Source organism: Agrobacterium sp. a22-2 (assembly GCF_012276985.1).
Classification (GTDB): Bacteria; Pseudomonadota; Alphaproteobacteria; order Rhizobiales; family Rhizobiaceae; genus Allorhizobium.
Window position 1 is genome coordinate 36,270 of sequence record NZ_JAAXMM010000019.1, and the last position, 11,911, is coordinate 48,180.

Consider the following 11,911-nt stretch of genomic DNA (forward strand, 5'->3'; position numbering starts at 1 on the left):
GAGAAGTTGTGACGCCGAAACTGACAGTCATCAAGCCGCGCAAAACGGCTTTATTGATCGAAGACTTCGATTAGTTTGTCTTGGCGTCCCTTGCGAAAGATCAAGTCGCGGTCGCAGGGCGGGTGATAGGGTGCAGCCAACAATCCTCAGCTGGAAGAGAATGTGCCATGGCTTCGTTCCGCGCCTTGAACGCCCCGACGAAATACCTGTTCTTCACCGGCAAGGGCGGCGTCGGCAAGACGTCGCTGAGCTGCGCCAGCGCCATCACCCTCGCCGACCGCGGCCTGCGCATCCTGCTGGTCAGCACCGATCCGGCCTCCAATCTCGATGAGATGCTGGGCGTTGCCCTGTCCGACAGCCCCGTCGCCGTGCCCGACGTGCCGGGCCTGTTTGCCATGAACATCGACCCCGAACAGGCGGCCGACGACTACCGCCGTCGCGTCATCGAGCAATTGGGACCGGCCGCCAGCGACGCGGAAAAATCGACCGTCCGGGAACAGCTCTCCGGCGCCTGCACCACGGAGATTGCCGCCTTCGACGAATTCGCCGGCCTTCTGTCGGGCGACGAGCAGGGTTTTGACCATATCGTCTTCGACACGGCGCCGACCGGCCACACCTTGCGGCTGTTGAGCCTGCCGAAAGCCTGGACCGGCTTTCTCGAAAACAACGATCGCGGCGCCTCCTGCCTCGGTCCCCATTCGGGCCTGAAGATGCAGGAGGACCGGTTTCGCGAAGCTCTCGAGTGTCTCGGCGACGCCGCCCGCACCACCATCATCCTGGTCACCCGCGCCGACAAGGGCGCCATCCGCGAGGCGGCCCGCACATCGGGCGAACTGGATGCGCTCGGGCTGTCGAACCAGTTGCTGGCCGTCAACGGACGGTTCCATGCCAGCGACACCACGGACCCGATCGCTGCCGCCTTTGCCCGCGAGCAGGACGAAGCCTTGTCGGCCATGCCGGCAAGCCTTGCCCGCCTGCCGCGCGACGAGGTTGCGCTGCTCGCCTTCGACATGGTCGGCCTGCCAGCCCTGCGCGCTTTGCTGACGCCGGCAGCGGCGATACCCGCTGTCAACGGCGATGATGTGCCGGACGGCATCGACCTGCCGCGGCTGTCGTGCCTGGTCGACGAGATCGCCGCCGGCACCAAGGGTCTTGTCATGGTCATGGGCAAGGGCGGCGTCGGCAAGACGACGATTGCCGCAGCCATCGCCGTCGGCCTTGCAGCCCGCGGCCATTCCGTGCACCTCACCACCACCGACCCCGCCGCCCATGTCGCCTTCGTCGTCGATGGTGCGATGCCCGGCCTCACCGTCGACCGCATCGATCCGGCGGCGGAAACCAAACGCTATATCGACAAGATCATGGCAAGCCGCGGCCGCGAACTGGACGACGACGGCAAGGCCCTGCTGCTGGAAGACCTTGCCTCGCCCTGCACCGAGGAAGTCGCCGTCTTCCACGCCTTTTCCCGCGTCGTCGGCGAGGCGCGCAGCGCCTTCGTGGTGATCGACACGGCGCCGACCGGCCATACCCTGCTGCTGCTCGACGCAACGGGCGCCTATCACCGGCAGATGACCCGGCATCTGGAAGCCGATGCACCCGGCCGGCTGATCACGCCCCTGATGCGGCTGCAGGATCCCGACTATACCCGCGTCATCCTGGTCGCCCTGCCCGAGACCACGCCGGTGTCCGAAGCCGGTGCCCTGCAGGAGGACCTGCGCCGTGCCGGCATCGAGCCTTATGGCTGGGTGATCAACCGCAGCATGACGGCTGCCGGAACCCGCGATCCGCTGCTGCGGGCCCGGCTCAAGGGCGAGCGCGTCCAGATCGAACGAGTCCGTGATACCTTGGCGAAACGGGTCTATGCGCTGGGATATTGCAGCGAAGCGCCGGTCGGTGTGGAGAAACTCGCTGACCTGTCGAAAGCTTGAACGCGGCCTGAGGCTGGCCCGTCAGCGCGGCCGGCCGGAACGTAGCGCCTCGGCAACGCCGACGAAATCGCGCGCCGACTGCGGCAGGCTCGATCCCTTGCGCCAGACCATGCCGACCTGCACCACCGGCAGGGCGCCGGACACGTCGCGGCTTTCGATCCGGTCGCCTTCCAGCGACCACGGCCGATAGACCAGATCGGGCAGCAGCGCCACGCCCGCCCCGGTCGCCACCAGGCTGCGCACCGCCTCGACGGACCGGGTACGGAAGGCGACATGCGGCCGGGCGCCGAGCGCCGACAGCAATTTGCCGGTATTTTCCTCGATTTCGTCGACCGTCAGCATGATCAGCGGTTCGCGGGCGATATCGGCCACGGAAATGATATCGGCCGAGACCAGCGGATGGCCCATCGGCAGCCAGAGGCGATAGGGCGAGGTCTCCAGGATTTCCGCCTGCAGCGCCATGCGATCGCGCAGGTTGGAAATCACCATGACGGCAACGTCCAGCTCGCCGCCGATCAGCAGATGCTCGAGATAGGAGCCGTTGTCCTCGATGGCGCTGATCTCGACGCCCGGACAGGCGCGGCGATAGCGAGCCAGCAGATCCGACAGGACATAACCGGCGACCAGCGAGGTCACGCCGATATTCAGCGTGCCGCCGGCATCCGGCTTGGTGATCGAAAAGGAATTGCGGGCATCCGATACCGTGGCGAGGATTTTCGTCGCATGGCGCAGGAACTGATGGCCGTTGTGGGTGATCGTCAAGCCGCGCGGATGGCGCTCGAACAGCTCGACGCTCAAATCGCCCTCAAGCTCCTTGATCGCCTCGGTGACCGAGGATTGCGAAATCGACAGGTTCTGTGCCGCCCGCGTCACCGAGCCCTGCTCGGCCACGGCGACGAAATACTGCAATTGTCGAAGTGTGAAGGCCATGGGCTTTTAGAACACGCCGGACACGCCAAGGGCAAGCGGAACGCGTGGCCCAAGTTGCCGCCGCCGAACCGGCATGACAGGCGCCATCTGCGGGCACGAGTTGAACCCTTGCCCTTTTCCTGCATCGCTGCCTTGCGCGGAAAACCCTTTGCAAAAATCAAGAGACGTATACTATCTGGTTTCGCCTTCCTGCCGCCAGCGGTGCGCACCTTGATGGTGCACCGTCTTTATTGTCTGAAGTTCCCCCATGAAATCCACGGCTATCGGTTACGCCTTCGCCCTGCTCGCGTTCGTGGTCTTTTCTGCGCAGGACGGCGTCTCCAAACATCTGGGGGCAGCCTATCCGGCCGTGGTCGTGGCGATGATCCGTTACTGGGCCTTTGCCGCTTTCGCCATTCTTCTGGCGATGCGCGGCCGCGGCGGCCTGTCCGTTGCTATAAAGTCGAAGCGGCCCTTCCTGCAGATCTTTCGGGGCCTGTTGCTTGCCTCGCAGATCCCGATTGCCATCAATGCCTTCACGCTCGTCGGCCTCGCGCAATCCCAGGCGATCTTTGCATCGGGTCCGCTGATCGTCGCACTGCTGTCGGTGCCGATCCTCGGCGAGAAGGTCGGCTGGCGGCGCTGGACGGCGATCGGTGTCGGTTTCTGCGGCGTATTGCTGATCCTTGGACCGACCGGCGCCAGCTTCAATGTCCTTGTCGTGCTGCCGTTGATCGTCGCCTTCATCGGCGCGATCTATGGGCTGACCACGCGCCTGGTCAGCCGCGTCGATGGCCCGACCACCAGCTTCTTCTATATCGGCGTCGTCGGCGCCGTGGCCCTGACCATCGCCGGCCCGTTCTTCTGGGTGGAGATCGCGCCGGAAGACTGGAAATGGATGCTGTTTCTGTGCTTCACCGGCATTGTCGGCCATTACTCGCTGATCAAGGCCTATGAGAACCTGAACGCCGTCGTCGTCCAGCCGATCAGCTATCTGCAACTGGTGCTGGCTTCGGGCATCGGCGTCGTGATCTTCGGCGAGACCCTGCGCCTCAACATGGTGGTCGGCGCTATCATCGTCGTTGCGGCCGGTATTTTCACAGCCTGGCGCGAACATGTCGTGCTACGGCGCAACCGCGAGCTTGCGGCATTAGATCCTAACGGTTGAGCAGATCGGCCATGGCCGAAATGATGCGCCGGTGCTGCGGCGCATGCCGGGTACGGATGCCGGTGGCCGCATAGACCGTCTGGGCGATCGGCATGACGTCGGCAACGATCCGCGCCGCACCGCTCTCGACCAGGTCATCCGCCGTCGGTTTACTGACGAAGGCGGCACCACCCAGACTGCGCAACAGTCCGGCAATCGCGATATTCTGGCCTGAGGCCAACGGAGCACCGACGAATTGCGGCAGCGCTAGCCGCTGCGCCCGGTCAAAGGCCGGCGAGTAATTGGCATAGATATAGGTCTCGACCCGCAGATCCACAGCCAGCGCCGAGAGGGTGCTGACCAGCACATAGGTCATCTCGCCGATGCGCTCATAATGCAGATCCGGCAGATGATGCGGCGTATAGAGAATGGCAAGGTCGAGATCGCCGCTGGCCAGATCCCGGTTCATCTGGCCGGAATAATCGACCTCCATATAGATCGACGTGGCCGGAAGATCGGCGCGGATCGCCGCCAGCCAGGGACCGGCCAGCCGCTCGGCCACATCCTGCTGCACGCCGATGCGCATGGCATGCTCATAAGCGCCGGCACTTTCCACCGCCCTGGCCGCCTCGTGCCACTGGCGCTGCAGCGCGCGGGCATGATCGAGAAAGCGCAGGCCCGCCGATGTCGGAACCGTACCGCCCTTGTTGCGGGTGAACAGCCTGCGGGTCAGCGCCGTCTCCAACGCCTTGATCCGGTGGGAAATGGTCGATTGGGTGAGGTTCAGGCGTTCGGCCGTGCGATTGAAGCTGCGGGTCTCCATGAGATCCAGATAGGTCTCGATCAATTCGATCTGCATCGTCGGTCCGGCTTTCCCTCGGGCACCGGCAAACCCGCTCACCGGATGGAGCGCCACTCGCAGGCCCGGTGAGGATAGGAGAGCCGGAGCATCCCGGCAACCCGTCAGCAAAGTTTCGCTGCGTTCGGAAATTCCGATACCGGCTTTCTGACAAATGAATTTGCGAATGCGGCGAAATAGCGCCACTCTCACGATCGGGAACAAATGCCGCGAAACGGCGGCTCCGAACCGGGAGAAAATCGACATGAAGACTATCCTGAAGTCCTGCACTGCCATCACAGCCATTTTCAGCTTTGCCTTTAACGCCGTTGCCCAGGAGCCGTTGAAAGAACTGGGCAAGGGCGAGGGCGCGCTCTCCATCGTCGCCTGGGCCGGATATATCGAGCGCGGCGAAACCGACAAGAATTACGACTGGGTCACCAAGTTCGAAGCCGACACCGGCTGCAAGGTCTCGGTGAAGACCGCCGCCACATCGGATGAAATGGTCGCCCTGATGAACGAAGGCGGCTTCGACCTCGTGACCGCCTCCGGCGACGCCTCGCTGCGCCTGGTCGCCGGCAAACGCGTCCAGCCGATCAACACCGCTTTGATCCCCAGCTGGTCGACCATCGACGAACGCCTGCAGAACGCCCCGTGGCACACGGTCAAGGATGTGCACTACGGCACGCCCTATGTCTGGGGCCCGAATGTGCTGATGTACAATACCGATGCCTTCAAGGACGAAGCGCCGAAGAGCTGGAAAGTCGTCTTCGAGGAAATGACCCTGCCCGACGGCAAATCCAACAAGGGCCGCATCCAGGCCTATGACGGTCCCATCTATGTCGCCGACGCCGCCCTCTACCTGATGGCCCACAAGCCGGAACTCGGCATCAAGGACCCTTATGAACTCAACGAGGACCAGTACAAGGCAGCGCTTGACCTGCTGCGCGTCCAGCGCACCCTGGTCGGCCGCTACTGGCATGACGCGATGATCCAGATCGACGACTTCAAGAACGAAGGCGTCGTCGCCTCCGGCTCCTGGCCCTTCCAGGTCAACATGATGAAGGCCGAGAACACCAAGATCGCCTCCACCTTCCCGGAGGAAGGCGCCACCGGCTGGGCTGACACGACCATGCTGCATGCCGATAGCGAGCATCCCAACTGCGCCTATATGTGGATGGAGCATTCGCTGTCGCCCAAGGTGCAAGGCGACGTCTCCGCCTGGTTCGGCACGGTGCCTTCGGTTCCGGCCGCCTGCAAGGGCAATGAACTGCTGACCGACGAGGGCTGCGCCGCCAACGGCTACAACGACTTCGAGAAGATCCGCTTCTGGAAGACGCCGGTATCGAAATGCGAAAGCCAGGGCGAGTGCGTACCCTATCACCGCTGGGTCTCCGACTATATCGGCGTCATCGGCGGCCGCTGATCTTCCCACCTCCCCCTTGAGGGGGGAGGTCGCGCGAACGCGCGAGTGGGGTGATCCTTCTGCCTTATGGGATGCACAGAGATGTCACCCCACCCCGGACCTTCGGTCCGACCCTCCCCCTCAAGGGGAGGGTGATATCCCGCGCCGGCCTTGCAACCAGCGCCTTGCTTTCCCGGAGTCCCCATGACCGCAGCCGTTGAATTCTCGCAGGTGTCGCGCCATTTTGGTGCTGTCAAAGCCGTCGACGGCGTCGATCTGAAGATTGCGCCCGGCGAATTCTTCGCCATGCTCGGGCCCTCCGGCTCCGGCAAGACCACCTGCCTCAGGCTGATCGCCGGCTTCGAGCAGCCAACCTCCGGCCATATCGAAATCTTCGGCGAGACGGCCGAGGGCGTGCCGCCCTATCGCCGCCAGGTCAACACCGTCTTCCAGGATTATGCCCTGTTCCCGCATCTCTCCATTCTCGACAATGTCGCCTATGGGCTGATGGTCAAGGGCGTCGAGAAATCCGAACGCCATGCCATGGCCGAACAGGCGCTCGATCTCGTCAAGCTGCCGGGCTATGGTGCCCGCAAGCCGGGGCAATTGTCCGGCGGCCAACGCCAACGCGTGGCGCTGGCCCGAGCGCTGGTCAACAAGCCGAAAGTGCTGCTGCTCGACGAACCGCTTGGCGCGCTCGATCTCAAGCTGCGCGAACAGATGCAGGAGGAGTTGAAAAGCCTGCAGCGTTCGCTCGGCATCACCTTCATCTTCGTCACCCATGACCAGGGGGAAGCGCTGTCCATGGCCGACCGGGTCGCTGTCTTCAACGACGGAAAAATTGTCCAGGCCGGAACGCCGGAGGAAATCTACCAGCGTCCCAAGACCCGTTTCGTCGCCGATTTCGTCGGCTCGTCCAATGTGATTGCGCCCACCGACATGAAGAAACTTGGCGGTGAGGCACAATGGGCAAGCCTGCGGCCGGAAGCCATCCGCATCGGCGCCACCGGCGGCCTAACGGCCAAGGTCCGCTCCTCGAGTTTCCTTGGCAGCGCCACCCGCCTGCATGTTTCGGTCGGGAATATCAGCCTTTCGGTCATGGTTCCGGCCGGCCAGCCCGTCCCGGCAGAAGGGGCGGACACCGGCCTGTCCTGGAATGCCGCCGACCTGCACTATATGGACGGCACGGCATGAGCGAGGGAACCGCCACCATCCTTCCCGCCAGAACCGGCGTGCTGGCTCGTCTCTCGGACCTGTTCTGGCGCCGGCCGGGCGTGCTGCTCGCCCTGATGCTCGCGCCGCCGCTCCTCTGGCTCGGCGTGATCTATATCGGCTCGCTGCTGGCCCTGCTGTTGCAGAGCTTCTTTTCGATCGACGATTTTTCCGGGCTGATCACTCATGAACTGACGCTGTCGACCTATCGGCAACTGCTCATCCCGTCGAATTTCGACATCATCCTGCGCACCGTGCTGATGGCTGCGGCCGTCACCGTCGCGTCCGCCGTGATCGCCTTTCCGGTTGCCTACTATGCGGCCCGCTATGCGACCGGCAAATGGAAGGCCCTGTTCTATCTCGGCGTCATGCTGCCGCTGTGGTCGAGCTATCTGGTCAAGGTCTATGCCTGGAAGCTGATCCTCGCCAAGGAGGGTATCCTCACCTGGATTTTCGAGAAGCTGGGCCTGACCTCTCTGCTCGATGCCATCCTGGCAATCCCGGTGATCGGCGGCAATTCCCTGTCGATCAGCTATATCGGCACCTTTCTGGTCTTCGTCTATGTCTGGCTGCCCTACATGATCCTGCCGACTCAGGCAGCGCTGGAGCGCGTGCCCGGCAACCTGATCGAAGCCTCAGGCGATCTCGGCGCCCGCCCCGGCCAGACCTTCCGCCATGTGTTGCTGCCGCTCGCCCTGCCCGGCATCGTCGCCGGCTCGATCTTCACCTTCTCGCTGACATTGGGCGACTATATCATCCCGCAGATCGTCGGTTCGTCGCGCCTGTTCATCGGCCAGGCCGTCTACGCCCAGCAGGGCACCGCCGGCAATGTGCCACTCGCCGCGGCCTTCACCGTCGTGCCGATCGTCATCATGGGCGTCTATCTCTGGATTGCCAAACGCATGGGGGCCTTCAATGCGCTCTGATCGCTCCAATGACGCCGGCTGGCCGCTGAAGATCGCCGCGGGCGTGGGCCTGCTCTTCCTGCATCTGCCGATCCTGCTGATCTTCGTCTATGCCTTCACCACCGAGGAAAAGAGCTTCCAGTGGCCGCCGCCGGGCTTCACCACCAAGTGGTTCGCGGTTGCCTGGAATCGTCCCGATGTCTGGGAAGCCTTGGCGCTGTCGGTCAAGGTCGCCTCGATCTCCACCGTGATCGCGCTCGTGCTCGGCACGCTTGCGGCGGCTGCCGTGGCGCGCACTGCCTTCTTCGGCCGCGAGGCAATCTCGCTGCTGGTCATCCTGCCGATCGCGCTCCCCGGCATCATCACCGGCATTGCTTTGCGCTCGGCCTTCTCGCTGGCCGAGATCCCCTATTCCATGTGGACGATCATCCTCGGCCACGCCACCTTCTGCGTCGTGGTGGTCTACAACAACGCGGTCGCCCGCTTCCGCCGCACCTCGGGCTCGCTGATCGAAGCCTCGATGGATCTCGGCGCCGACGGGTTCCAGACCTTCCGCTATGTGATCCTGCCGAATATCGCCACAGCACTTCTGGCCGGCGGCATGCTGGCCTTCGCGCTGTCCTTCGACGAGGTGATCGTCACCACCTTTACCGGCGGCCAGCAGGCAACGCTGCCGATCTGGATGCTTGAGGAACTGATCCGTCCCCGCCAGCGCCCGGTGACCAATGTGGTGGCCATGGTGGTGGTGATCGTCACCTTCCTGCCGATCCTGGCGGCCTATTACCTGACCCGCGACACCGACCAGATTTCCGGCAGCGGCAAATGACGACAAGCAATCTTGCGACGCCGCACGCCGCGCGTCGCCCCGTTTACATCTAAAAAGACAAGGGAGAACGGTATGGACACGAAAATGCTGATTGGCTCGACATTCGAGGCCGGCACCGAAACGGAGGAAAAGATCCTCAACCCGAAGACCGGCGAGACCATTCTCGATCTGCCGGAAGCCTCGCTGGCGCAGATCGATGCCGCCGTCGATGCGGCGGAAAAGGCCTTCGACACCTGGTCGGCAACCACGCCGGCCCAGCGCTCGGCCTATCTGCTGCAGATTGCCGACGCGATCGAGAAGGATGCGGTGGGATTTGCCACGCTGGAGAGCCTCAATTGCGGCAAGCCGATCAATGCGGTTCTAAACGATGAGATCCCGGCCATCGTCGATTGTTACCGCTTCTTCGCCGGTGCCATCCGCTCGCTGCACGCGCCGGTGGCCGGCGAATATCTGCCCGGCCATACCTCGATGATCCGCCGTGATCCGGTCGGCATCATCGGCTCGATCGCACCGTGGAACTATCCTTTGATGATGATGGCCTGGAAGCTGGCCCCGGCCATTGCCGGCGGCAACACGGTGGTCTTCAAGCCTTCCGAGCAGACGCCGCTGACCGCGCTGAAAATGGCCAAGGTGATGGCCGATATCCTTCCGGAAGGTGTGGTCAATGTCGTACTCGGCCGCGGCGAGAGCACCGGCAATGCGCTGATCAATCATCCCAAGATCAACATGCTGTCGATCACCGGCGATATCGCCACCGGCAAGAAGGTTCTGGCGGCCGCCGCCAAGACGGTGAAGCGCACCCATCTGGAACTGGGTGGCAAGGCGCCGGTCATCGTCTTCGACGATGCCGATATCGACGCCGTCGTCGCCGGCATCCGTGCCTTCGGCTATTACAATGCCGGCCAGGACTGCACGGCCGCCTGCCGCATGTATGTCGCCGACAAGATCTACGACAATGTGGTGGCTGATCTCGCCTCCGCCGTCTCGACGCTGAAATTCAACCTGGCCGACGACACCCAGAACGAAATCGGCCCGCTGATCTCCAGGCGCCAGCGCGACCGGGTCGAGAGCTTCGTCACCCGCGCCGCCGAGCACAAGCACATGGAAATCGTCACCGGCGGCAAGGTATCCGGCGACAAGGGTTTCTTCTACGAACCGACGGTGATTGCCGGTGCGCTGCAGGACGACGAGATCGTGCGCCGCGAAGTGTTCGGCCCGGTGGTCTCCGTCACCCGCTTTTCAGAGAGCAGCGATGCGGTCAGATGGGCCAATGACAGCGATTATGGCCTAGCCTCCTCCGTCTGGACCAAGGACATTTCCCGCGCCATGCAGACCGCCGCCAAGCTGCGTTATGGCTGCACCTGGATCAACACCCATTTCATGCTCTGCAACGAAATGCCCCATGGCGGCCTGAAACAGTCCGGCTATGGCAAGGACATGTCGGTCTATGCGCTGGAGGACTACACCGCCGTACGCCATGTGATGATCGCCCATTGAAGAGCTTTCCGCGCCCTCTCGTTGACCCTGCGTGCCGGGTCTGGCATCATCGGGCTGTCGAAAAGGATATCGGCCGGCACAGGTCATTCCGGCCGCTTCTCTTGCAGGGAAGCTCCGTGTCGCCGCATTGGCGAACCCACGACAAGCAAACCGGCTTTGCCGCCGGAGGCTTGTTGTGGCTTGTGGCTCTTCGAACCTCTCTTTCCGTCGGCATAGCCCCACACGCAAGGAGCAAACCATGCCGATCATCCGCGCCCATTCCGGCGTCATCACCCAGATCAATGTCTTCACCGTGCCGCCGGGCAACCAGCAACCGCTGATCGACCTGCTGGTCGAGTCAGCGGAATTTGCCAGATCCATCCCCGGCTGGATGTCGGCGAGCATCCACCGCAGCCTCGACGGCACCCGGGTCGTCAACTACGCCCAGAGCGACAGCCTTGATGCTTCTAAACGCATTATCGACCGGTTGCGTGAGGAAGGGTATCTGCAGCGCAACCAAGCGCTCGCAGTGGCAAATCCCGGACTCTACGAGGTCGTGCGGACGCTGGAGATCTGATCGATGGTATTAGGCGCGGGCCACTCGGCCAGCCTGATCAGCCCTGCGAAAGTTCTGCACCGCATGATCGCCGCCAATGCGTAAACCATAGGCAGGGGCGCCGCTGGCGTGCCTGCCTATGCCGGACTATGCTGATGCGGAAAGCGAAACGACAAAAGGTACATCATGCAGGCGACACCCACTCTTTCCGCCCTGGCAACCTGTCTGCTGTTCGCCCTTGCCTTTCCGGCTGTAGCACAGCAGGTCGTTCCCGCGCCCGCATCGCCGGGCACTCTGCCGGGAACCCTCGAGGATGATCCCTATCTCTTTCACGTCTACGGCACCCGTCCGGGCGAGCCGGTCAATATCCGCTCGGGCGCCGGCACAAACTTCCGGATCATCGGCACACTTGCCGATGGCGCCCCGGTCGAAAAGCTTAGCTGCAATGAAGACAGCCGCGGCTACTGGTGCCGGATCGCCACCACCGACCGGCCGCGCGTCTCCGGCTGGGTGATCGGCCGCGCTTTGTATGAAGACGACATACCGCATGACAGGGGTCCAAGCACGGACGACTACGTGGCCGAAGGGATTTATGACGCCATCAGCCCGCACCGCTGCCACCAGTCCGGCAACCGCCCCTTGGATGATTGCAACTAATACCAAGTCGCAACGCCATCGTCACTTTCCACAACGGCGTTGCCGTGTCTGT

At 63.2% G+C, this 11,911-nt stretch carries 11 protein-coding genes; 9 read left to right on the forward strand and 2 right to left on the reverse strand.

Annotated features, from left to right (window positions below; all coding sequences use genetic code 11):
• The first annotated feature begins 167 nt into the window (after positions 1-167).
• On the forward strand, positions 168-1,928 hold the full coding sequence (arsA, locus tag HFC70_RS23680) for an arsenical pump-driving ATPase (RefSeq protein WP_168475770.1): 1,761 nt from the start codon (positions 168-170) through the stop codon (positions 1,926-1,928).
• A gap of 21 nt (positions 1,929-1,949) precedes the next feature.
• On the opposite strand, the gene HFC70_RS23685 is transcribed toward arsA, so the two are convergent.
• Positions 1,950-2,858, reverse strand: coding sequence for a LysR family transcriptional regulator (locus tag HFC70_RS23685; RefSeq protein ID WP_168475771.1), 909 nt, complete (start codon positions 2,856-2,858; stop codon positions 1,950-1,952).
• Positions 2,859-3,105: 247 nt separating this feature from the next.
• Here HFC70_RS23685 and HFC70_RS23690 point away from each other — a divergent pair, with 247 nt between their 5' ends.
• Entirely contained in the window at positions 3,106-4,005 is a 900-nt protein-coding gene (locus HFC70_RS23690; RefSeq protein ID WP_168475772.1) for a DMT family transporter, read from the forward strand.
• Here the strand turns inward: HFC70_RS23690 and HFC70_RS23695 are convergent.
• Entirely contained in the window at positions 3,995-4,843 is an 849-nt protein-coding gene (locus tag HFC70_RS23695; RefSeq protein WP_168475773.1) for a LysR family transcriptional regulator, read from the reverse strand. The genes HFC70_RS23690 and HFC70_RS23695 overlap by 11 nt on opposite strands.
• 244 nt (positions 4,844-5,087) lie before the next feature.
• Between HFC70_RS23695 and HFC70_RS23700 the strand changes: the two genes are divergently transcribed.
• The 7 genes from HFC70_RS23700 (at position 5,088) to HFC70_RS23730 (ending at position 11,859) form a co-directional block, all read left to right on the forward strand.
• Positions 5,088-6,248, forward strand: coding sequence for an ABC transporter substrate-binding protein (locus HFC70_RS23700; protein ID WP_168475774.1), 1,161 nt, complete (start codon positions 5,088-5,090; stop codon positions 6,246-6,248).
• Between the two features lie 183 nt (positions 6,249-6,431).
• Positions 6,432-7,421, forward strand: coding sequence for an ABC transporter ATP-binding protein (locus HFC70_RS23705; protein ID WP_168475775.1), 990 nt, complete (start codon positions 6,432-6,434; stop codon positions 7,419-7,421).
• The gene (locus HFC70_RS23710) at positions 7,418-8,365 is read left to right on the forward strand and encodes an ABC transporter permease (protein WP_168475776.1); all 948 of its coding nucleotides are present in this window, start codon (positions 7,418-7,420) and stop codon (positions 8,363-8,365) included. Before HFC70_RS23705 ends, HFC70_RS23710 begins: the two co-directional genes overlap by 4 nt.
• Positions 8,355-9,170 (forward strand): ABC transporter permease, encoded by an 816-nt coding sequence (locus HFC70_RS23715; protein WP_168475777.1) that lies wholly within the window; start codon positions 8,355-8,357, stop codon positions 9,168-9,170. Before HFC70_RS23710 ends, HFC70_RS23715 begins: the two co-directional genes overlap by 11 nt.
• Before the next feature lie 72 nt (positions 9,171-9,242).
• On the forward strand, positions 9,243-10,667 hold the full coding sequence (locus HFC70_RS23720; RefSeq protein ID WP_168475778.1) for a gamma-aminobutyraldehyde dehydrogenase: 1,425 nt from the start codon (positions 9,243-9,245) through the stop codon (positions 10,665-10,667).
• Positions 10,668-10,905: 238 nt separating this feature from the next.
• Entirely contained in the window at positions 10,906-11,223 is a 318-nt protein-coding gene (locus HFC70_RS23725; RefSeq protein WP_168475779.1) for an antibiotic biosynthesis monooxygenase family protein, read from the forward strand.
• Between the two features lie 165 nt (positions 11,224-11,388).
• Positions 11,389-11,859 carry an SH3 domain-containing protein gene (locus HFC70_RS23730; protein ID WP_168475780.1) on the forward strand — a complete coding sequence of 157 codons (471 nt, stop codon included), beginning with the start codon at positions 11,389-11,391 and terminating at the stop codon, positions 11,857-11,859.
• Positions 11,860-11,911: the final 52 nt, after the last annotated feature.